The 20,103-nt window shown below is 71.6% G+C and carries 18 protein-coding genes; 5 read left to right on the top strand and 13 right to left on the bottom strand.

The window, feature by feature from the left end; translation table 11 throughout:
• The first annotated feature begins 15 nt into the window (after positions 1-15).
• Positions 16-1,686 carry a methyl-accepting chemotaxis protein gene (locus ACKUB9_RS12840; RefSeq protein ID WP_407522495.1) on the top strand — a complete coding sequence of 557 codons (1,671 nt, stop codon included), beginning with the start codon at positions 16-18 and terminating at the stop codon, positions 1,684-1,686.
• 63 nt (positions 1,687-1,749) lie between these two features.
• Here ACKUB9_RS12840 and ACKUB9_RS12835 read toward each other — a convergent pair whose 3' ends face one another.
• From ACKUB9_RS12835 to ACKUB9_RS12805, 7 genes are all read right to left on the bottom strand, one after another.
• The gene (locus ACKUB9_RS12835) at positions 1,750-2,913 is read right to left on the bottom strand and encodes a GNAT family N-acetyltransferase (RefSeq protein WP_407522493.1); all 1,164 of its coding nucleotides are present in this window, start codon (positions 2,911-2,913) and stop codon (positions 1,750-1,752) included.
• Positions 2,910-4,241 carry a lipopolysaccharide biosynthesis protein gene (locus tag ACKUB9_RS12830; protein WP_407522491.1) on the bottom strand — a complete coding sequence of 444 codons (1,332 nt, stop codon included), beginning with the start codon at positions 4,239-4,241 and terminating at the stop codon, positions 2,910-2,912. Before ACKUB9_RS12830 ends, ACKUB9_RS12835 begins: the two co-directional genes overlap by 4 nt.
• A gap of 122 nt (positions 4,242-4,363) precedes the next feature.
• On the bottom strand, positions 4,364-5,248 hold the full coding sequence (locus ACKUB9_RS12825; RefSeq protein ID WP_407522489.1) for an SGNH/GDSL hydrolase family protein: 885 nt from the start codon (positions 5,246-5,248) through the stop codon (positions 4,364-4,366).
• Entirely contained in the window at positions 5,209-6,309 is a 1,101-nt protein-coding gene (locus tag ACKUB9_RS12820) for an OpgC family protein (RefSeq protein ID WP_407522487.1), read from the bottom strand. Before ACKUB9_RS12820 ends, ACKUB9_RS12825 begins: the two co-directional genes overlap by 40 nt.
• Positions 6,310-6,549: 240 nt before the next feature.
• The gene (locus ACKUB9_RS12815; protein WP_407522485.1) at positions 6,550-6,909 is read right to left on the bottom strand and encodes a hypothetical protein; all 360 of its coding nucleotides are present in this window, start codon (positions 6,907-6,909) and stop codon (positions 6,550-6,552) included.
• Positions 6,906-8,456: a S10 family peptidase gene (locus ACKUB9_RS12810; protein ID WP_407522483.1), complete on the bottom strand. Its 1,551-nt coding sequence runs from the start codon at positions 8,454-8,456 to the stop codon at positions 6,906-6,908. Before ACKUB9_RS12810 ends, ACKUB9_RS12815 begins: the two co-directional genes overlap by 4 nt.
• 34 nt (positions 8,457-8,490) lie before the next feature.
• Positions 8,491-8,943, bottom strand: a complete 453-nt coding sequence (locus ACKUB9_RS12805) for a DNA polymerase III subunit chi (protein ID WP_407522753.1) — start codon at positions 8,941-8,943, stop codon at positions 8,491-8,493.
• Between the two features lie 373 nt (positions 8,944-9,316).
• Between ACKUB9_RS12805 and ACKUB9_RS12800 the strand changes: the two genes are divergently transcribed.
• Positions 9,317-9,763: a hypothetical protein gene (locus ACKUB9_RS12800; RefSeq protein WP_407522481.1), complete on the top strand. Its 447-nt coding sequence runs from the start codon at positions 9,317-9,319 to the stop codon at positions 9,761-9,763.
• Between the two features lie 75 nt (positions 9,764-9,838).
• Here the strand turns inward: ACKUB9_RS12800 and ACKUB9_RS12795 are convergent, their stop codons facing one another.
• The 5 genes from ACKUB9_RS12795 to secG all read right to left on the bottom strand — a co-directional run bounded on the left by ACKUB9_RS12795 (position 9,839) and on the right by secG (position 14,300).
• Positions 9,839-10,993: a glutathionylspermidine synthase family protein gene (locus ACKUB9_RS12795; protein WP_407522479.1), complete on the bottom strand. Its 1,155-nt coding sequence runs from the start codon at positions 10,991-10,993 to the stop codon at positions 9,839-9,841.
• Positions 10,993-11,625 carry a DUF1190 domain-containing protein gene (locus tag ACKUB9_RS12790; protein WP_407522477.1) on the bottom strand — a complete coding sequence of 211 codons (633 nt, stop codon included), beginning with the start codon at positions 11,623-11,625 and terminating at the stop codon, positions 10,993-10,995. The genes ACKUB9_RS12795 and ACKUB9_RS12790 overlap by 1 nt, the downstream gene beginning before the upstream one ends.
• A gap of 2 nt (positions 11,626-11,627) precedes the next feature.
• Positions 11,628-12,029: a DUF350 domain-containing protein gene (locus tag ACKUB9_RS12785; RefSeq protein WP_407522475.1), complete on the bottom strand. Its 402-nt coding sequence runs from the start codon at positions 12,027-12,029 to the stop codon at positions 11,628-11,630.
• 58 nt (positions 12,030-12,087) lie between these two features.
• Positions 12,088-13,716: a CTP synthase gene (gene pyrG, locus ACKUB9_RS12780; protein ID WP_407522473.1), complete on the bottom strand. Its 1,629-nt coding sequence runs from the start codon at positions 13,714-13,716 to the stop codon at positions 12,088-12,090.
• A gap of 161 nt (positions 13,717-13,877) precedes the next feature.
• The gene (secG, locus tag ACKUB9_RS12775; protein ID WP_407522471.1) at positions 13,878-14,300 is read right to left on the bottom strand and encodes a preprotein translocase subunit SecG; all 423 of its coding nucleotides are present in this window, start codon (positions 14,298-14,300) and stop codon (positions 13,878-13,880) included.
• 435 nt (positions 14,301-14,735) lie between these two features.
• On the opposite strand from secG, the gene ACKUB9_RS12770 reads away from it, so the two are divergent.
• Together ACKUB9_RS12770 and ACKUB9_RS12765 are read left to right on the top strand one after the other, a co-directional pair.
• Positions 14,736-16,001, top strand: a complete 1,266-nt coding sequence (locus ACKUB9_RS12770; RefSeq protein ID WP_407522469.1) for a DUF898 family protein — start codon at positions 14,736-14,738, stop codon at positions 15,999-16,001.
• Between the two features lie 3 nt (positions 16,002-16,004).
• The gene (locus ACKUB9_RS12765) at positions 16,005-17,126 is read left to right on the top strand and encodes a M48 family metallopeptidase (protein ID WP_407522467.1); all 1,122 of its coding nucleotides are present in this window, start codon (positions 16,005-16,007) and stop codon (positions 17,124-17,126) included.
• A gap of 15 nt (positions 17,127-17,141) precedes the next feature.
• Here the strand turns inward: ACKUB9_RS12765 and tpiA are convergent, their stop codons facing one another.
• A complete protein-coding gene (tpiA, locus tag ACKUB9_RS12760; RefSeq protein ID WP_407522465.1) occupies positions 17,142-17,903 on the bottom strand; it encodes a triose-phosphate isomerase in 762 nt (253 codons plus the stop codon).
• Positions 17,904-18,066: 163 nt separating this feature from the next.
• On the opposite strand from tpiA, the gene ACKUB9_RS12755 reads away from it, so the two are divergent.
• Positions 18,067-19,965: a peptidylprolyl isomerase gene (locus tag ACKUB9_RS12755; RefSeq protein WP_407522463.1), complete on the top strand. Its 1,899-nt coding sequence runs from the start codon at positions 18,067-18,069 to the stop codon at positions 19,963-19,965.
• Positions 19,966-20,103 lie beyond the last annotated feature (138 nt).

Here is a 20,103-nt window from a genome sequence, read left to right as displayed (position 1 = left end):
CAGATCGGCAACCGGATGCGCATCAGGACGAAACTCATCGGGCTCCTCGGAGGATTCGGCGCCGTCACGCTGCTGGTGGCCGGGATCGGCGCCCAGTCGCTGGGCAGTCTCAACGGCTCCGCGGAGGAGGTGAAGGCGGCCTCGACCCGCGCGCTCTACAGCGAGCGCCTGAACCGCCTCGTCACCGCGGTGGTGATGGAGGCGCGCGGCATCTACGCGGCGAAGGCCACGGACGAGGCGCGCAAGTTCGCCGAGGGCCTCGCGACCCTGCTGAACGAGATCGACGCCCTCCTGAAAGTCTGGCAGTCGCTGGTGCCCGCGTCGGACCGAGAGGTGTTCGAGGCGGTGGTGCGCGACGCCGCCACCTTCCGGGCTTTCCGGACCGAGACCGCGCGCCTCGGCACCGAGGTCTCGCCCCAGGCCGCGAACGTGCAGGGCAACAACGACGCGAACCGCGCCAACCGCAAGGCGTTCCAGGCCAGCATCGACGCCCTGACGGCGCGCAGCCGCGCGCAGGTGGAGGCGATCGACCGGGAGACCGAGGCGCTCTACGCCTCGCGCCTGCAGCTTCTCCTCGCCCTGGCGCTGGGCGGCACCGCGCTGGCGATGCTGCTCGGCACGCTGATCGCCCAGCGGCAGATCGGCCGTCCGCTCGCCCGTCTCACGAAGGCGATCGGGGCGCTCGCAGCGGGCGAGCGCGGGCTGCCCGCGGTGGCGCCGCGGCAGGACGAGATCGGCGAGATCTGGGCGAGCACGCAGATCCTCGCCGAGGCGATGCGGGAGGCCGACGCGCTCCGCGCCGCCCAGGACGAGGGCACCCGCCACGCGGCCGCGCAGCGCCGGGCCGACATGGAGGCGATGGCCGCCCAGCTCGACCGCAGCGTCGGCAGCCTCGTGCGGCAGCTCACCCAGGCGGCCCAGGAGATGGAGGCCACCGCCGGCATCATGGTGCGCTCGGCCGACCACGCCACCGGGCAATCCGCCACCGTGGCGGGCGCGGCCGAGCAGACCTCGGCCAACGTGCAGACGGTGGCAGCCGCCACCGAGGAGATGAGCGCCTCCATCCAGTCGATCATCGGGCAGGTGGCGCAATCCTCCGGCATCGCCGGACAGGCGGTGGCGGATGCACGGCGCACGGACGCCACGGTGCAGAACCTCGCGGCGAGCGCCGGGCGCATCAGCCAAGTGGTCTCGGTCATCTCCGGCATCGCCGCGCAGACGAACCTTCTGGCGCTCAACGCCACGATCGAGGCGGCGCGGGCCGGCGAGGCGGGACGAGGCTTCGCGGTGGTGGCCGCCGAGGTCAAGGACCTCGCCGGTCAGACCGCCAAGGCCACCGACGAGATCGCCGCCTACGTGGGCGAGATCCAGGCGGCGACGCAGGCGGCGGTCGCCGACCTTCACCGCATCGGCGAGGTCATCGCCGAGATGTCGCGCTCGGCCACCGGCGTCGCCGCGGCCGTGGAGCAGCAGGGGGCGGCGACCCGCGAGATCGCCCGCAGCGTACAGGCGGCGGCCCAGGGCACCGAGCGGGTGACCGAGATCGCCACCGACCTGCGCCAGGGCGCGGGCACCACCGGCGAGGCCGCCTCGCGGGTGCTGCAGGCGGCGCAGGCGCTGTCGGCGGGCTCCGAGGGGCTGGCGCAGGAGGTGCGCGGCTTCCTGGCCCGGGTCCAGACCGCCTGAGGCCTGCCAACGCGCCGGCAGAGATGGACGTTCTGAGGCCGCCGGATCACCGATCCGGCGGCCTCATGGCGCTTGCCGGTCCCGCACTCGCCTGAGCGCCAGCCGGGCGCGCTGGGCGAGGCGCCGGAAGCCGTAGTAGCGGTCGATCGCCCGCGTCAGGCGCGCGGGATCGAGGCCGCCCGGCGGCACCGCGGCGATCTCGGCGATACGCGTGCGGTCCGGGTAGAGGTCGCCGAGGATGCGGTTCTCGGTGGTGACCGAATCGAGCCGCCCGGCGAAGCCTTCGGCGTGGAAGGCCCGGATGATCTCGAGTTCGAGGAGGGCGCCGGGCGCGAGGGCGGCGTGATCCTCGTCGTAGGTGGTCTTCACCAGGAAGGCGGTGCCGCGGCCGACGAGCGCGAGGCTGGCGGCGATCACCGCCCCGTCGAGGCGCAGCAGGTCGGCCCGGGGCGCGAAGGGCCGGGGCCCTGGGGCGAAGAGGTCCTGCGCGAAGGCGGTCGTCGCCGCGCGGCTCGCGAGCGCCGTGCCGCCCCTGCCCTTCCAGCCTTTCCGCTCCAGGGCGAGGAAGGCCTGGACCGCGCCGGCGAGGTCGCCGTCCGGCCCGATGCTCTCGACCGTCACCTGGCCCGCCTCGTCGAGGCGGCGGCGGCGGCGCCGCAGGTCCTTCAGGCGGCCCTTGCACGGGTGCCCGGCCAGGAAGGCGTCGTGGCTCGGGCGCCGGTCGAGAATCGGGCGCTCGAAGGACGAGACCGTCGCGAGCTGCCAGCCCGCGTCCCGCATCGCCTCGCGCAGCGCGCGGCCGACCGGCTCGTCGGCGGGCAGGCCCGGCCACCACCAGCCAGATGGGCCGCAGCCGCGCCCCAGGCCATCGACCAGCGCGGCCAGCGCGGGCGCGAAGGCGGGTCCGTCCGCGACGAGCGGCGCCGTGGCGGTGATGAAGGGCGAGCCTAAGGGTTTTGCGACGCGCAGCCACGGTCCGAGCCGGGCGCGGCGGAAGGGCAGCAGGGCCAGCAGGTCGCCCCCGTCGCGCACCGCCACGCAGGCCAGATCCGCCGGGGCGAGCCCGTGGGCGCGATGGGCCTCGATCATCCGGCGGCTGTAATCCGGCGATGGCGCGGCGGCGCGGGCGGCCAGCGCGTCCCAGGCTCCCGGATCGAGCGCCGCCACCGGCAGCAACTCGGCCCGGAGGGTGGAAGCGGCCCGCAGCCGCAGGACCGGAGCGTTCATGCGGCACCTCCCGCGAAGGCCGACGTGACGAGGCCGAGGCGCTGCCGCGCGGCGACGGCGAGGAGCCAGCCGCGCAGTGCCACCGCGAGGGCGGCGGACACGGCCGCCCCCGCGACCCCGAGCACCGGCACCAGGGCGAGCATCAGGACGATGGAGAGGGCGAGCAGCCCGAGCGTGATGGCTGCGCACAGACGCTCGGCGCCGAGCATGGTCAGCACGTCCTCTGCCGGCCCGAAGGCCGCCGCGACGACGTGGCCCGCCACCAGGATCGCCAGGAGCGGCAGCGCGGACCGGAACCCGGCGCCGAACAGACCCAGCAGCAGAGGGCTCGCCGCCAGGAGGCCGAGGCCGGTCGCCAGGGTGGCGAGCAGGGTCAGGCGCGACCAGTGCCGCACGAGATCCTGAAGGCCTGACCGGTCACTCCGGGCATCGGCCTCGGCGATCCGGGGGGCGGTCACCGCCGAGGCGGCGTAGTGGACGAAGGCGAGGAACTGCAGCAGGCGCGTCGCCGCGAAGTAGATGCCGACCTCCACCGGCCCCAGCAGGAAGCCGAGCACCAGCACGTCCGCGAAGGCGAAGCCGGATCCCGCGAGATCGATGAGACCGATCGGCAGCGCCGCACCCATCCAGCGCCGCCACGCCCAGGCGCGCGGTCCCGGCGGCAGCACCCGCCGCAGGCGCCACGCCAGGAGCACGGCCTGGACCGCCAGGGCGAGCGCGGTGGCGATGAGCGTGCAGGCGACGGCGGTCGAGGCCTCGGGCGGCGCGCCAAGCGCGAGAGCTCCCAGCATCGCCGCCATGATCAGGCCCTGGCGCAGCAGGTAGGGCGGCGCGATCGCCAGCAGGGTCCAGTGCTGCGCGCGCGCGATGCCCTCGCAGAAATCCTGCAGGGCGAAGAGCGGGAGCACGAGCGCGGCGACGAGGAGCGGCGCGGCGTAGGGCGCGGCCACCACGCCCGGCACGAGGACGATGACGGCCGCGCCCGCGCCCGCGAGCAGCGCCCCCGCCCCCAGGGACAAGGCGGCCCCGAAGGCGATGTAGCCGCGGGCGAGATCGGCCTCGCCCCGCGCCCGGTGGACGGGCAGGTACCGGGAGGCGGCCTGCGACAGGCCCCAGGTGGAGGCGTGACCGAGCAGCGCGGTCCAGACCCAGATCGACGCGAAGATGCCGTACTCGGCGCCACCCATCAGGCGGGCCATCAAGGCCTGCGCCCCGAAGGCGAATCCCGCAGCCGCGATGCGTACGCCGAAGACGGCCGCGGCCGACCGGGCAAGGCCTCCGGTATCCGGCGCCGCGCGTGCGCCGCTGAGTGAAGCTCCGGCCGTCATCCCGCCACCAGCCCCGCCGCCAGCCTTTGCCGGCAGGCGAGGCGCGCCGGCCTCCCGGACTAGCACCTCGGGATTGTCACCCGGTTAAGCGGCCCGCGACGGTTCGAGCGATCGCGGCAGCGCTACTTCGATCCGCTGCCGGGGGCGGCGTTGGCCGCAGATTGCGGCGCGGGGCTCGGCGCTGGGGTGCCGGTCACGTCCGGCTGCAGCAGCGAGACCGTGATGGCGCGCGTGACGTGCTCGGCCATGCAGCGGTAGCCGAGATCGGCGAGGCGGAACCCGCTCATCGGCAACGTGCCCTTGGAGGCGCCCGCGAGGTAGCGCATCGCCTCGAAGCGCAGCACCAGCGGCACCTGCCGCTCGGCCGCCACCTTCTGGATCGCGCGCACGAAGTCGTTGTAATAGTCGTCCTTGGCGAGGCTCGCGGTGTACTGGGGATCGACCAGCACGATGTCGATGCCGTGCGACTTGATCCAGTCGACGGTGTCGGCGAGCGAGGCGGCGAAGGCCTCCACGTCGACGCGCGCGAGGGCGTCGTTGGAGCCGACCTGCCAGACCACGAGGTCCGGCTCGATCTCCGCCACCATGTTGCGCAGGCGCTCGGCCGCCCCGTAGGCGATCTCACCCGACACACCGCGGCTCTCGACGTCCACCGTCACGTCCGGGAAGGATTGCTCCAGGGCCGTTTCGAGCTTGACCGGATAGTTGGCGGCGGCGCCGAGTCCGCCGGAGGTGGAGCCGATCGAGAGCACGTGGACGGAACGGTGCTCCTTCAGGGCCTTCTTCACCCCCCGCAGCTTCGCCAGGGTGTAGAGCTTCGAGCCGGGCACCCGGCATTCCGGCGACAGGCTCGCATCCGGCGCATCGGGGAGCGGGATCTCGGCCGCGGCCGGCTTATCGGAGGCGCCCTGCGCGGCGGCGCTCGGCGGCACGGCGGCTCCGGCGAGCCCGGCGGCGAGAAGACACGTCAGGCCGTACCGGACGACGGAGGGGAACGGGAGCGCCATTCGACGAACCATGCGGTGAACGCCAGGAGACCGATCCCCGATCCTACGACAAACACGTCAACGGCGAAACCGCCTCCCGTCCAGAACCTTAACAGCTGGGCCGCGAGACTGGCGATAGACCCGACCGAGAAGACCGCGAGCGAGTTGCGGCCGAGCGCGGCGAATTGGCGGCTGAGCCACGCGGCGTGGGTATCGATCCAGCCGAACACGCCCTGGAAGGCGAGCATGACCCCGATGAAGTGGATCAGGCGCGCGGGCGGCAGGTTGGACTTGTCGAAGGTGAAGAACAGGCGCGGCTCCGGCACGAGGAGCGGATCGGGCCGGATGTGGAACCACGCCAGATAGGCGCCGAGCAGCACGATCGCGATCCCGACCGGCTTCAGGCGCCGCCGCCAGACGAGGAAGCCCGATGCTTCCCGCCGCCACTCGTGTGCCATGAAGCCGAGCACCAGCAGGAGCTGCCAGCTGAACGGGTTGAAGAACCAGTGCCCCTCCCCCGGCCACGAGGGCACGTTCAGCTCGAAGGTGAGCGCCACGCCGTAGAGGGCGAGCGAGGCGCCGAGCGCCAGCCCCCGGCTGACCCGGGCGAGCAGCACGAAGATCGGCGCGAGGCCGAGCAGCACCACGTAGAGCGGCAGGATGTTGAAGAAGCCGAGCTGGTGCAGGAGCGTGACCCAGCCCACCATCGTCTGCACCGGGTCGGTGAAGACCGGCCCGGCATTGTGCCATTCGAGGAGGAGCGGGTTGTCGGTGTAGAGCGCGGCGCCCGCCAGCATGGCGAGCGCGATCGCCGTGATGACGAGCTGCGCCCGGTAGACCTCGACCATGCGCGAGAGCAGCCGCAGCAGCGTGCGGCTGGCGGGCTCCAGCACGCCCTTGCGGCCGCGGACCGCGATGCCGATCGACCAGCCGGCCAGGAAGACGAACAGTTCGGCGGCGTCCGAAATGCCGTACTGCGAATAGGTGAAATCCTGAAAAAAATTGCCGGGAATGTGGTTGATGAAGATCGTGATCAGGGCGAGTCCGCGCCAGAAGTCGACTGCGTTCGGTTCGCGCGCCATCTGAGCTTGTCCGATTCGTCGTCCCGCGGGGCAGCGCCGCGGCGGCGAGGCCCGCGTTCCGGCGCCCTGTCCTCAGAGCAGAATCCGATCGCGCGGCGGTCGAATCCTGCTCTAAGCCTTTGTTATTCTCGCATTTTCTGCGACGAACCGGTGACCGTTCCGTCGGACGATGCGTTGGCAATCACGCCCGCAGCCAAAGACCGGCTCGTCCCCGGCCGCGTGCGCCGGCGCACACGCGCCTCAGCGCACGATGCGATCGAGGCGGTTGTCGATGAAGAAGTAGAGTTCGCGCCCGCCGGGCTCGGCATACAGCACCTGCACCTCGCGCTGACCGCGACCGCTCTCCCCGACCAGCACGTCGGTGGGCGGCTTGCCCTTCAGGAGGACGAGATCGCACTCGGCGATGCCGGGCGCGATCGCGGCGGCGGTGCCCGGCGCCGGGCCGGTGCAGGCGCCGTCGGGTGCGAGCACGGCACCCAGGGTGGACCGGGGCGACGGCTGCGGCACCGGCGCCACCGGCGCGGCGCGCTCGGACCCCGACCCGCACCCCGCCAGCGCGGCGCTCACGCCCGCCAGGATCACCGCCCGAACCCCTCTCATCGTCCCTCGCCGCCCTGCCGTGCCGCCAGCGCCGCCTCGTAGAGGCGGCGGGCCTCGCTGCGGAAGGCCGCCCGCGAGGCTTGGCGGGAATAGAACATGTGCCCGCCCGGGAAAACCGCCAAGCTGAGTCGCCGCTCGGGCCCGAAGGCCGGGATCTGGTCGAGGATGAGCTTCGAGGCGAAGTAGGGCGTCACGAGGTCGGTGTAGCCGTGCGCGACCAGCACCCGCATGGCGCCGTCGAGGGCGAGCGCTTGACGCAGTTCGCTCACCGCCTCGGGCGGTGTGCGGCCCGAGCCCCAGCTCCAGGACCGGTTCACCGCGGTGCTGAGGAGTTCGTAGCGCAGGTTGACGACCCGCCAGTTCAGGGTGCGGGCGTAGTGGTCGACCATCGCGCTCGACAGCGGGGCCAGCATGGCGGTGAGGAGCGGATCCTCGAAGCCCGCATGGGCCGCGGTGGGTTCGGGATTCCAGCCGGTCACCCCGGTGTCGTAGGCGCTGGCGACCCGCTCCTCGCCGCGGGCGGTCTCGCGCTGGAAGCTGCCGGTGGAGATGCGCCCGGCCTGGCGCCGCACGAGGTCCGGATCGAGACCGGTGAGGGCGGAGACGCGGGCGGTCAGGCGGGCGCGGACCTGCGCGTCGCCGGGGCCGCGCAGGAGGTCCGCCAGATAGTCGGTCGCCGCATAGGTCTCGGCCTCGGCCATGGTCTGCGGCCCCGGCGTGAGGCCGCGCCGCTCCAGGCCGGCGGCGGCGAGCGAGGGGAGCCGGGTGACGTCGCCGAGCGGGTTGTGGCGCGGCGGCTGGAGCCAGCCGAAATCGAGGACGGGCGAGAGCAGCACGAGGCCCGACAGGCCGACGCCCACGTCGTCCTGCAGCTTGCGGGCGATGAGCGGGCCGCGGAAGCCGCCGTAGCTCTCGCCGAGGAAGAATTTCGGCGAGGCGAGCCGGTCGTTGGTGCGCAGCCAGCGGGCGATGGCGGCGGCGAGCACCGAGGCGTCGGCGTCGATGGTGAAGTAGCGCTTGCCGTCGTCGCCCGCCGCCCGGCTGTAGCCGGTGCCGACCGGGTCGATGAAGACGAGGTCGGTGAAGTCGAGCCACGTCTCGTCGTTGGGCAGCACCACCGGAGCCGTGGAGGGGCTGATGCTCGGGCCGTCCAGCGGCAGGCGCCAGGGGCCGACCGCGCCGAGATTGAGATAGGCCGAGGCCGCGCCCGGACCGCCGTTCAGCCCGAAGGTGACGGGACGTCCCACCGGGCTGCGGTCCGGCAGGGTGTAGGCCGTGAAGGCGATCTCGGCCTGGAGCTTGCCCGCCTCGTCCACCAGGGCGAGGCTGCCGGCGGTCGCCGTGAGGTTCAGCGTGCGGCCGTCCGAGAGGGCGAGGCTGTGCTGCGTCACCGCGTCGGCGGGCAGCTTGCGTCCCTCCGGCTGGCGCGCTTCCGCCTGCCGCGCTTCCGCCTGGCGTGCCTCTGGGCGAGGCTGGGCCAGCGCGGACGACCCCGCCGCGGGCAGGCCCGCCGCCAGGGCGGCGAGCAGCATCAGGACACGGATCATGGGGTCTCCTCTCGGGAATGGGCGGGGGTGCCGCTCACGCCTTCTTCTGCCAGCGCCCGCTGTCGTCCTGCTGCCAGTAGGCGACGCTGTGGCCGCCCTCCTTGGCGGAGCGCCACTGCTCGCGCGCGAACAGGAGGGCGTCCTGGTCGCTGCCGTCGAACAGGATGCAGATGCGGGCATAGGTGCCGGAATCCTCCGGCAGCGGCGCGCCGTCCACCAGGAAGCGGATCGTGGCGCCGTTCGGGTTGGCGTCGCGCAGCGTGAGCACCACGGGCTGCGTGCCCGCATCGGGGTCGCGGTCGGTGCCGTGGGGCAGGAAGCTCTCGTCCGAAAACGTCCAGAGATGGTCGTCGAGGGCCTGGAGGCGCTCCTCGCTCGTGGCCTGCACGGCGACGCGCCACTGCCGCTCCAGGGATTTCTCCAGGAGGCTCGGCAGCACCGATTCCAGGGGCTGGCGCTGCATGTGGTAGAACAGGATCTCGGTCACGGCGGTGAGATAGGGCGCCAACCGTGCGGGGTCACGACGCCGGCCCGAGAATCGGTGCGATGGCACTGTGCCATCCCGTCCTGCGGCATTCGAACGTGACGATGCCGATGCCCATTCGGGCAGACCGATCCTTCCGTCGGGAATCAAGTCGGAATTGCTCCGCAAATCGCCGCGACGACTTGCGGGCTGGTCGAGCGCATGTTAGATGTACTTGGATTATACGCTATATTCCGCAGCTATGGCGGTCGATATGCAATTCTTGGGCAGAAGTGGCTCGTTGATATGCCTTGATTTCGCGTTCTGATCCAGTATTCAATCAGAAATGAAAGCGTTTCGTTGCCTATGGCAATGTTCTCTTGGCATGGAGATCGAGATGGAGTTTCTCGTATTTCTCGTCATGGTGGCATACAATGGCGTGATCATCCTTATTACGTGGAAGTGTCTGCAAGGCTTCGATTTCAAAACGGCTTTGGCGGACAAGAATCCCGAGGCGGTCGTTGCCATGGCGTGGGCCCGTCGACAGGCTGCAACGGAGGAATCGACGTCACCTGGAGAACCGTCGAGCTATAGTCGCATCACCGGAATGTTCGGACTGATCGTCATGGGTGCGTTCCTTTGGGCCTTCGGCAACGCACTTATCTACAAGATGTTCATGGCACCGGAAGATATTTCAAAAATCACTAACGGAGTTTCGGCGTTTTTTCTCTCAGGATCGGCCCTATTTGCGCCTTATGCCTTCAATCAAATCAAAGATACATTCACCGATACCAAGCAGAAAAAAGAAGTTCTTCAGGCGATGGCGTCTCAAGCGGCCAAATGAGAATGATAAACCTGGGGAATCAACTCAGAATGTCGCACCACTGAAGGGTGTAGAGTTCGATGGGTGTTTCCGCGATTATGGTGCGATCACGTGCGGGACGAAGCGCGCGCGGTTGCCGGTGATGAGGTCGGGGCTCTCGCGCAGGCACAGGCCGGCCGGCTCGTCGCCGACGATCCAGCTCCCGAGCAGCACCCGTTCTCCACCGAAGACGGCGAGGTCGGCCAGCGCCTGGCGCACGTAGCCCTCCGCGCCGTAGGGGCCGTCCTCGCGGGCGATCACCGCCCCGTCGCGCAGCATGAGCACGTTCGCGCCCTCCCGCGACAGGATCGGCTTCTTCACGAAGCTCGTGCCCAGCGCCGCCTTGGCGGGATCGTCCTCGAAGTAGGTCTCCAGCAGATTCGGATGGCCGGGCGCCATCGCCCAGAGATGAGCGAGCAGGCCCTTGTTGGAGAGCACCGCCTTCCAGGGCGGTTCGAGGAAGCGGGTCGGCGTGGCGGACAGGTTCCGGCCGAACGGATCGCGAAACGCCCATTCCCAGGGGTAGAGCTTGAACAGCGTCCCCAGTGCGGCACCGAGCGAATCCGAGAAGGCGCCGTCGTCCATCACCGACACCGCATCGAGCGGCACGAAGCGGGTGGCGAGTCCCGCCTGATGGGCGCAATCCTGGAGGTAGGCCACCGTGCCGCGGTCCTCCGGCGCGTCGGCCAGGCAGGTGAAGGCGACCGGTCCGCCGATCGCACGGAGGCGGGCGATCAGGCGCTCGTGCACGGAGTTGAACTGGTCGGTGCCGGCGGGCAGCTTTCCGCGTGCGAGATTGTCTTCGAGCCAGAGCCATTGGAACACGCCGGTCTCGTAGAGGGCGGTGGGCGTGTCGGCGTTGTATTCGAGGAGCTTCGCCGGGCCGCTGCCGTCGTAGGCGAGGTCGAGGCGTCCGTAGAGGGACGGGTCGCGGCGCGCCCAGCTCTCCCGCACGGTGTCGAAGGCGTGGGACGGGATCGCCAGCGAGGTGAGGATGTGCTCGTCCGCCACCGCCCGCTCCGCGAAGGCGAGGCAGAGGGCGTGAAGCTCGGCGCTCGGCGCCTCGATGTCGCGCTCGATCTGGTCGAGGCTGAACGCGTAGGCGTGGGTCTCGTCCCAGTAGGGCGTGCCGTCGAGGGTGTGGAAGGAAAACCCCGCCGCCTCGGCCTGCTCCCGCCAGTCCGGCCGCTCGCCGAGGTCGAGCCGGCGCATCAGCTGCCCCCGTGGCCCGACGCCGACACCGCGTGCCCGCTGCCGCCGAAGCCGCCGGAGGAGACGACGCGGGCCGAACTCGTGCTGGTATGCGCCACCGCGGAGGAGACCCGCGCGCTGCTCGATCCGCTGCTCGCCGTCCAGACCCGTCCGCCGGAACTGGTGCAGTAGCTGCCCGCATGCCCGCCGCCTGTCCCGCAAGGACGGGTCTCGTGGCGGTAGAGGGGTTGCACGGGCATCCGCTGCTCGGGGGTGCGGCCGATCATGAAGCCGGACAGCGTCGGGATGAAGTAGCCGGCGGCCGCGGACGAGACGGACCCGCCCGCGACGCAGCCGCCGCAGCCGTGATGCTCCTCGCAGGCGGCGTTGGAGGCGTAGCGGGGGGCGGCCTGCGGGTAGAGGCTGCGCGCCTCGCTGTCGGCCGCCTCGCAATCCTCCCGGCTGCGCAGGCTCTGTCCCAGGCAGGCGGCGAGGTCGCGGTAGACGAGCGCGTCCTCCTCCCGTTGCGAGGGGTCCCGGCGGGCGAGCCCCCAGGCGGCGGCGCCGACGCCGAGGAGCAGCACCAGGGAGACCGTCTGCGATCGCTTCGAGCCGGAGAATCGCGACTCCGGAGCCGGGGTGCTGGACTGCATGGTCAGTAGGTCATCGCGGCGGCGTTGATCACGCCCGCGGCCAGGGAGGCGGCCGCGAGGAACACCGCGGGGGCGTTTTCGCCGGCCTCGATCTGGCGCGACATCTCGGGCAGCGCCGCGCGCACTGCCCAGTAGACCCCCATCTGCACGATGAGGGCGACAAGGCCCCAGACCGCGCAGTCGAGGAGGCCCTGCGCGTTGTAGATCGAGGCCGCGAGCGGGAGCGTGAAGGCGACGAGGCTGCCGCCGAGCGCGATCGCCGCCGCCGTGACGCCGCGCCGGATCAGCGCCAGTTCGTCATGCGCGGTCGCCAGCAGGTAGATGACGAGATAGACCGCGACGAGGGCCGCGGCGGTGGCGAAGTAGGCCAGGAAGGCGCCCAATCCCGAAATCGACGCCAGCATCCGCCCCCCGATCCCCAGTCGAATCTCTCGCCGAGAATCACTACACGGCTGCGTCGTCTTAGACCAGACGGCTCTGCACGATCGCTGCCTCAACGAAGCTCTTGAACAGGGGATGAGGTTCGAACGGGCGTGACTTCAACTCGGGGTGGAACTGCACGCCGATGAACCACGGGTGGCCCTCGACCTCGACCGTCTCGGGCAGGAGCCCGTCCGGCGAGAGGCCGGCGAAGCGCAGACCCGCGGCCTCCAGCCGGTCGCGGTAGGCCATGTTGACCTCGTAGCGGTGGCGGTGGCGCTCGGCGATGGCGGTGCCGCCGTAGATCTCGGCAATGCGCGAGCCGGGAGCCAGGGAGGCCTTGTAGGAGCCGAGCCGCATCGTGCCCCCGAGGTCGCCCTCGGCCACGCGGCGCTCCAGCTCGTTGCCGCGCATCCACTCGGTGAGCAGGCCGACCACCGGCTCCGGCGTGGGGCCGAATTCGGTGGAGTTCGCCGCCTCGATGCCGGCGAGCGAGCGGGCCGCCTCCACCACCGCCATCTGCATGCCGAAGCAGATTCCGAAATACGGGATCTTCTTCTCGCGGGCATAGCGGGCCGCGCGGATCTTGCCCTCGGCCCCGCGCTGGCCGAACCCGCCCGGCACCAGGATGCCGTTCAGCCCCTCCAGGAACGGGCCGGGATCCTCGCGCTCGAAGATCTCCGCCTCGATCCATTCGAGGTTGACCTTCACCCGGTTGGCGATGCCGCCGTGGGTGAGCGCCTCGATCAGCGACTTGTAGGCGTCCTTGAGCCCCGTGTACTTGCCGACGATGGCGATCGAGACCTCGCCCTCCGGGTTCTTCACCCGCTCCGAGATGGTGCGCCAGCGCTCCAGCTTCGGCTCGGCGGCGCTCTCGAGGCTGAAATGCGCCAGCACCTCGCGGTCGAGCCCCTCCTCCCGGTAGGAGAGCGGCACGTCGTAGATCGAGGCGACGTCGCGGGCCTCGATGACGGCCGTCTCGCGCACGTTGCAGAACTGGGCGAGCTTGCGCCGCTCCTCGCGGGGGATCGGCCGGTCGCAGCGGCAGAGCAGGATGTCGGGCTGGATGCCGATCGAGCGCAGCTCCGCCACCGAGTGCTGGGTCGGCTTGGTCTTCAGCTCGCCCACCGAGGGGATGTAGGGCAGCAGCGTCAGGTGGATGTAGGCGCACAGGCCGCGCGGCAGCTCCTGGCCGAGCTGGCGGATCGCCTCGAAGAACGGCAGGCCCTCAATGTCGCCCACCGTGCCGCCGATCTCGACCAGCACGAAGTCGTAGGCGTCGTTCCCGTCGAGGACGAACTCCTTGATGGCGTTGGTGACGTGCGGGATGACCTGGATCGTCGCCCCGAGATAGTCACCCCGGCGCTCCTTGGTGATGATGTCGAGGTAGATCCGGCCCGTGGTGATGTTGTCGGCCTTGGTGGCCGGCACGCCCGTGAAGCGCTCGTAATGCCCGAGATCGAGGTCGGTCTCGGCCCCGTCGTCGGTGACGAACACCTCGCCGTGCTGGGTCGGGCTCATCGTGCCCGGATCGACGTTGAGGTAGGGGTCGAGCTTGCGCAGGCGGACCTTGTAGCCGCGGGCCTGCAGGAGCGCGCCGAGAGCCGCCGAGGCGAGCCCCTTGCCGAGGGAGGAGACCACGCCGCCGGTGATGAAAACGTACCGCGTCATGGGACCTGCTCCATACATCGGCGGGGCTGACTTGCCAAACGCCGGAGGGCTCCAACGGGATCGGGCCCGGACGGCTTGAGCCGGCCGGATCCACAGGCTTTATCGGGCGGTCGGCTGACCGCCACGGGGGCGAAGGGTGGGATCGACCCGCCGACCGGCGGTCAGCGCGATTGCGGCGCGGCCGGTGCCGCCGGCGCGGCGGGCGTGGCCGGAGCGGGCGCCGGGGCCGGCGCATCGCCCTGCTGCTGGCGCAGCTGGTCGAGCAAGTTGCCGCCGGAGGACGGGGCGGCCGGCTGACTCGCGGCCGGCGCGCCGCTCTGGCCCGCGCCCTCGAAGATCGAGCGCGGCGCCGCGCTGCGGTGCGTCATGATCGCCAGGATCATGCTGGTGGTGAAGAACAGGGCGGCCAGGACCGCGGTGGCGCGGGTGAGCGCGTTGGCCTGACCGCGGCCGGTGAGGAAGCCCTGCGTGCCGCTGCTCCCCCCGCCGCCGAGGCCGAGCCCGCCCTCGGAGCGCTGCAGCAGCACCACGCCGATGAGCGCGAGGACGATGATCAGGTGGACGACGATCAGGACGGTCTGCATCGGGCTTCCAGAGGCGGCCGCGCGGACCGCCAACATGCGAACGGCCGGCGCGCCGCACAGCGCCCGGACCTCAACTGGGGCGCGCTGTTACACGAGAACCGGGCGCAGGCCAAGCGTGGCGCTGGCGGGGCCGCTCCCGGCGACCGCCCATCGCGGCCGGCCGGGTCCTAGGCCGGTGGGGGCTGGACCCGGCGCCGATACGGGTGGGGAAGACGGCTTGCAAGCACAGCGGCCATGCGGCACTTTTCATGACGCAGCGTCGGAACCGTCGATCGCCGGAGTATTCCCGACACTTTATAGTCAAATTCGTCGATTTTTCCTCGCGGCGTCGGACGAAGCGATTCGCTCATCGCCGACACATCATGCCGGGACCGACGCCTGCCGTCAGTCCGACCATGTCCATCGCGTGACCCGAGAGGGAGTGCGGACGAGCCCATGACAGCCACGAACACCGGTGCGGCGCCGCAGCAGGCGACCGTGACCTTCGACGACCGCCTGGACGGATTGACCTCGCTGGTTCTCAAGGGGTTCCTGCTGTCGATCGTCACCTTCGGCATCTACCGCTTCTGGTACATCACCCGGATTCGGCGCTACTTCTGGAGCCGGACCGCCGTCGATGGATCTCCGGCCGCCTATACGGGCACCGGCAAGGAACTCTTCCTCGGCTTCCTCGTGGCGCTCGCGATCCTGGTGCCGGTCTATCTCGGCCTGTTCGCGATCTCGCTCACCGTCCCGGCGCTCGCCCCGTTCGTGGTGGTGATCTCCTTCGTGACCCTGTTCCTGCTCGGGCAATTCGCCATCTACCGCGCGCGCCGCTACCGGGCGATGCGCACCCTCTGGCGCGGCATCCGGCTTGGCCAGGACGGGTCGGGCCTGGTCTACGCGGCCCGGGCGGCTGGGTGGTGGCTGGTCGTCTACCTGACCTTGGGGCTCGCTTTCCCGTTCATGCGGGCGAGCCAGGAACGCTACCGCATCAATCACACCCTGATCGGCACGAGCCGGGCGACCTCGACCGCGCGCGGACGCAGCGTGCTCGGACCGTGGCTGCTGTTCTACGTCGTCGGGCTCGGGCCATTGATCGGCCTCGGCCTCGCCCTTCTGGTCGCGTCGGACTTCTCGCTGCCCACCGACCTGATGGTGCCGAAGCCGGGCGGGAAGCCGGGCGACACGATCCTCAACCCGGCCTATGCGGGCACCACCATCGGGTTGATCGCGAATCTGACCTTCATCGCCGCCGGCATCTGCATTCCGGCGGCGCTGCTGCTCATTCCCTACTACCGCGCCCGCGAGACGCGGGCCTTCACCTCGGCGGTGCGGCTCGGCGGCGTGCGGCTGGTCTCGACCCTGCGGGCGCGGCAGTTCTACCGGCCCTATCTCGTCTACATGCTGTCGATCCTCGGCCTCCTCCTCGTGCTCCTCCTGGCGGGCGGGCTCCTGTTCTTCGCCGCGCAGAGCGCCGGCCTCAGCGCGGTCCATTGGCTCGTCGTCCTGATCTACCTTGCCGGAGCGCCGCTGTTCGCGGTGCTCTACGTGCGCGTGGTCCAGGCCCGGCTGTGGGAAGCGGTGGCGACCAGCACCGTGATCGAGAACCCGGAGGACCTCGCGGCGGTCGTGGCCTCGGGGCGGGGGCCCGGCAGCGGCCTGCAGGAGGGTCTCGCCGACGCGCTCGATGTCGGCGGAGCGCTCCAGATCGGTCTCTGACGCATGGTCGCCGTCCCCACGCCGGGCGCCGCTCCGGTGGAGGCCGAGGGGCGCTACTTCGATGGCGTCAGCGCCCGGCCCCTCCCGGTGTCGCTGCGCCTCGACGACCGGTTCCGGGTCACCGGCCGCGACCTCTACCGGGACTGGAACCCGCTCGACCTGCGCGCTGCGGATTCGGTCCCGCCGCTGATGCAGGTCGGCCCGGCGCACGCGCCGGAGCGGGTCGAGTTCTCGGACGCGGCCCTGGCCGCCGCCCTGGCGAATAGATGCCCGGACCTGCGACGGCGGGACGAGGCGGGAAGCGTGCTGCGCCTCGTGCTCTGGTCCATGGCGGCCGGCCTCGCGATCCTGCTCGTCGCTCTCTTCGGCGTCCCGCACCTCGCCCGCGTGCTCGCGCCGCTGGTGCCGGAGGCCGTGGAGGCCCGCCTCGGCGCGGCCGTCGAGCCGCAGGTGCTGCGTCTCCTGGGAAGCCCGCCGTCCTGCACGGAGGCCGCCGGGCGCGCGGCCCTCGACCGTCTCGTGAGGCGGCTCGTCGCGGCCGGATCGGCGGACGGTCCGCTCGCCCCGGAGCCGGCGGTGGACGTGCGCCGCCACGGCATGGCCAACGCCCTCGCGCTGCCGGGGTCGCGCGTGATCCTGCTGTCGGGTCTGATCGACCGGGCGAAGACGCCGGACGAGGTCGCGGCGATCCTCGCGCACGAACTCGGCCACGTGAGCGTCCGCGATCCGACGCGCTCGCTGATCCGGTCCTCCGGCACCTCGTTCCTGTTGAGCCTGGTCCTCGGCGACCTCACCGGCTCGACCATCGTCGTCGCGGTGAGCGAGGCGATCCTGTCGGCGGGCTACAGCCGCGACGCCGAGCGGGCGGCCGACCGCTACGCCGTCGCCCTGATGGCGCGCGCCGGCGGCACCGGCGCGGCGCTCGCGGACATTCTCGAACGGATCGATGCCGACGACGGCAAGCGCGGCGACCTCGATCTCCTGCGCACCCACCCCTTCACGGGCGAGCGGGCGGCGGCGACCCGCGCGCAGGCGGGGGGCGAGGCGCCGGGGCGGCAGATCATGCCGGCGGAGGACTGGGCGGCGCTGAAGGCCATCTGCCCGCCCCCCGTCCCGAAGCCCTGATCCGGCCGCGGGCGCTCAGCGGTAGGCGGCGGCGATGCCGAGAAAATCCTCGGCCTTCAGGCTCGCGCCGCCGACCAGCGCCCCGTCCACGTTCGCGACCGCCATCAGCTCGGCGGCGTTCGAGGGCTTCACGGAGCCGCCGTACAGGATGCGCAGACCCCTGCCCTCCTGGCCGAGCGTCGCCTCCAACTCCCGGCGGATCAGGCCGTGCACCTCCGCGACGTCGTCCGCCGTCGGGGTCAGCCCGGTGCCGATGGCCCAGACCGGCTCGTAGGCGATCACCGTGTCGGCGGCCGTGGCGCCGTCCGGCAGCGAGCCGGCGAGCTGCCCGCGCACCACGTCGAGGGTGCGCCCGGCCTCGCGCTCCTCCCGCGTCTCGCCGACGCAGATGATGGCGACGAGGCCCGCGCGGTGGGCCGCGAGCGCCTTGGCGCGCACCTCCGCGTCGCTCTCGTGCTGGTCGGCGCGGCGCTCGGAATGGCCGACGATGGTGTGCGTGGCGCCGAGATCCGCCAGCATCTCGGCGGCGATGCAGCCCGTATGGGCGCCGCTGGCCTTCGCGTGCACGTCCTGCCCGCCGATCCGCACGGGCGAGCCCGCCGCGGCTTCCGCGAAGGCGCCGACGAGCGTCGCGGGCGGGCAGACCAGCACGTCGATGCGCTGGGCGAGCGCGGGGTCGAGGCCGTCGCGGACGGCCTCCAGCACGGCGCGCGAGGCGCGGGTGCCGTTCATCTTCCAGTTGCCCGCCACCAGCGGACGCGGCCGCTCGCTCGCCATCGCTCTCCCCTTCGCATCCCGGGTTTCGAGCCGGGTAACAGAGCCGCCGCGCGGGCGCAAACCGCAGGCGGGCCGGCCTTTCCGCCGCGGCGCGGATGGGCTATCGCGGCAGGCTCAAGGATGGCGGCCGATGGGCCGCCGGGACGGGTGATCGAGGACCGCGATGCTGCAGGGGTTCCGCGCCGCCAGCCAGAGCTGGCTCGGCAAGCTGGTGATGACGGTCGTGTTCGGCCTGCTCATCGTCGGCCTCGCGATCTTCGGCATCGGCGACATCTTCCGCGGCGGCGGCAGCACCGCGGTGGCCACGGTGGGCAGCACCCAGATCTCGGCCGAGGCGGTCCGCTCCGCCTACCAGAACCAGATCCAGCGCCTCGCCCGCCAGACCCGCCGGCCGATCACCCCGGACCAGGCGCGCGCGCTCGGCCTCGACCGCGAGGTGCTGAGCGCGCTCATCACCGAGGCGACCCTGGACCAGAAGACCCGCGACCTCGGCCTGCGGGTCTCGGACGCGACGGTGATCCGCCTGATCCGCGAGGAGCCGGCCTTCAAGGGGCCGAACGGCAGCTTCGACCTCGGCGTGTTCAACGACACGATCCGGCAGGCCGGCCTCACCGAGGCGGCCTTCGTGCAGGAGCAGCGCGCCGTCGCGGCCCGCCTGCAGCTCGCCGACGCGATCACCGCCGACCTGCCGGTGCCGCTCGCCGTGCGCGAGGCGATCCACCGCTACACCACCGAGCGGCGCGCCGCCGGCTACCTCCTCCTGCCCGAGAGCGCCGCGGGCGAGATCCCGGCGCCGACCGACGAGGAGATCCAGACCTTCTACACCGACCGCAAGAGCGCCTTCCGCGCCCCCGAGATCCGGGGCGTGAACATCCTGGTGCTCGACCCGACGACGCTCGCCAAGCCCGACGCCGTGACCGAGGCCGAGGCCCGCGTCCGCTACGATTCCGACACGAGCCGCTACGGCACGGCGGAGCGCCGCACCATCCAGCAGATCGTCTTCCCCAACGAGGCCGACGCGGCGGCCGCGCTCGCCCGCATCCGCGGCGGCGAGGCGCCCTTCGAGTCGATCGCCGGCGAGCGCGGGCTCGACCCCAAGAGCCTCGACCTCGGCACCTTCACGCGCGCCGAGCTGTTCGACCCGGCGGTGGCCGACTCGGCCTTCGCCCTGCAGCAGGGGGCGGTCAGCGAGCCGGTGAAGGGCCGCTTCGGCACCGTGCTCCTGCGCGTCACGACGATCGAGCCCGGCAGCGTCAAGCCGTTCGAGGAGGTCGCCTCGCAGATCCGCACCGAGATCGCCCGCGAGCGCGCCCGCGACGACTTGGAAAAGGTCCACGACACGATCGAGGACCAGCGCGCGGGCGCCAAGGCCCTCGGCGACATCGCCCGCGAGCAGGGCCTGCCGCTGGTGAGCATCGCGGGCGTGGACACCCAGGGCCGCGACCCGCAGGGCAAGCAAGTCGAGGGCCTGCCCGACAAGGATGCGGTGCTCCCGGCGCTGTTCCGCGCCGAGATGGGGGCGGACAGCGAGGCCCTGCGCACCCGCTCGGGCGGCTACCTCTGGTACGACGTCACCCGGGTCGATCCCGCCCACGACCGGCCGCTCGCCGAGGTGCGCGACGAGGTCGTTGCGCAGTGGCGCAACGACGAGATCGCCCGCCGCCTCTCCGCCAAGGCCCGCGAGGCCGCCGAGCGCCTGGACAAGGGCGAGGCGATCGAGGCCGTGGCCGCCGCCTACGGCGTCGAGGCGAAGGCCGCGAGCGACCTCGCCCGCGGCCGCGCCAAGGACGACCTCACCGCCGAGAGCATCGGGCGCATCTTCGCCACGCCCGTGGGCAAGGCGGGCTCGGCGAGCGCGGGCGACAAGGCGCGGGTGGCCTTCCGGGTGACCTCCGCCACCGTGCCGCCCTTCCAGGCCAACGCCCAGCCGAACGTCGAGCAGCAGTTCCGCACCGCGCTCGCCGACGACATCATCGCCCAGTACATCGCCGACGCCCAGAAGCAGGCCGGCGTCTCGATCAACGAGGCCGCCTTCCGTCGGGCGATCGGCGGCGAGTATTGAGACGTTCTCGTGCCGGTGCCGATGGCAGGCTGCAACGTCGCACCGGAGGCATGGCACACCGAAGACAACGATCGACACGGACCAAGGACAAGCGCGGGCATCGCGGGATCCCCTCTCCCGCACGGGAGAGGGGATCCC

The organism is Methylobacterium oryzisoli, from assembly GCF_046557895.1.
GTDB classification, from domain to species: domain Bacteria; phylum Pseudomonadota; class Alphaproteobacteria; order Rhizobiales; family Beijerinckiaceae; genus Methylobacterium; species Methylobacterium oryzisoli.
The sequence above is the reverse complement of the archived record's forward strand: the minus strand, read 5'-3'. Positions and strand labels throughout refer to the sequence as shown.

Bases quoted from the DNA above. Each gene is read 5' to 3' on its own strand.
- ACKUB9_RS12840 (WP_407522495.1), top strand. From the start codon at position 16: ATGCGCATCAGGACGAAACTCATCGGGCTCCTCGGAGGATTCGGCGCC.
- ACKUB9_RS12835 (WP_407522493.1), bottom strand. From the start codon at position 2,913: ATGAACGCTCCGGTCCTGCGGCTGCGGGCCGCTTCCACCCTCCGGGCC.
- ACKUB9_RS12830 (WP_407522491.1), bottom strand. From the start codon at position 4,241: ATGACGGCCGGAGCTTCACTCAGCGGCGCACGCGCGGCGCCGGATACC.
- ACKUB9_RS12825 (WP_407522489.1), bottom strand. From the start codon at position 5,248: ATGGCGCTCCCGTTCCCCTCCGTCGTCCGGTACGGCCTGACGTGTCTT.
- ACKUB9_RS12820 (WP_407522487.1), bottom strand. From the start codon at position 6,309: ATGGCGCGCGAACCGAACGCAGTCGACTTCTGGCGCGGACTCGCCCTG.
- ACKUB9_RS12815 (WP_407522485.1), bottom strand. From the start codon at position 6,909: ATGAGAGGGGTTCGGGCGGTGATCCTGGCGGGCGTGAGCGCCGCGCTG.
- ACKUB9_RS12810 (WP_407522483.1), bottom strand. From the start codon at position 8,456: ATGATCCGTGTCCTGATGCTGCTCGCCGCCCTGGCGGCGGGCCTGCCC.
- ACKUB9_RS12800 (WP_407522481.1), top strand. From the start codon at position 9,317: ATGGAGTTTCTCGTATTTCTCGTCATGGTGGCATACAATGGCGTGATC.
- ACKUB9_RS12795 (WP_407522479.1), bottom strand. From the start codon at position 10,993: ATGCGCCGGCTCGACCTCGGCGAGCGGCCGGACTGGCGGGAGCAGGCC.
- ACKUB9_RS12790 (WP_407522477.1), bottom strand. From the start codon at position 11,625: ATGCAGTCCAGCACCCCGGCTCCGGAGTCGCGATTCTCCGGCTCGAAG.
- ACKUB9_RS12785 (WP_407522475.1), bottom strand. From the start codon at position 12,029: ATGCTGGCGTCGATTTCGGGATTGGGCGCCTTCCTGGCCTACTTCGCC.
- pyrG (WP_407522473.1), bottom strand. From the start codon at position 13,716: ATGACGCGGTACGTTTTCATCACCGGCGGCGTGGTCTCCTCCCTCGGC.
- secG (WP_407522471.1), bottom strand. From the start codon at position 14,300: ATGCAGACCGTCCTGATCGTCGTCCACCTGATCATCGTCCTCGCGCTC.
- ACKUB9_RS12770 (WP_407522469.1), top strand. From the start codon at position 14,736: ATGACAGCCACGAACACCGGTGCGGCGCCGCAGCAGGCGACCGTGACC.
- ACKUB9_RS12765 (WP_407522467.1), top strand. From the start codon at position 16,005: ATGGTCGCCGTCCCCACGCCGGGCGCCGCTCCGGTGGAGGCCGAGGGG.
- tpiA (WP_407522465.1), bottom strand. From the start codon at position 17,903: ATGGCGAGCGAGCGGCCGCGTCCGCTGGTGGCGGGCAACTGGAAGATG.
- ACKUB9_RS12755 (WP_407522463.1), top strand. From the start codon at position 18,067: ATGCTGCAGGGGTTCCGCGCCGCCAGCCAGAGCTGGCTCGGCAAGCTG.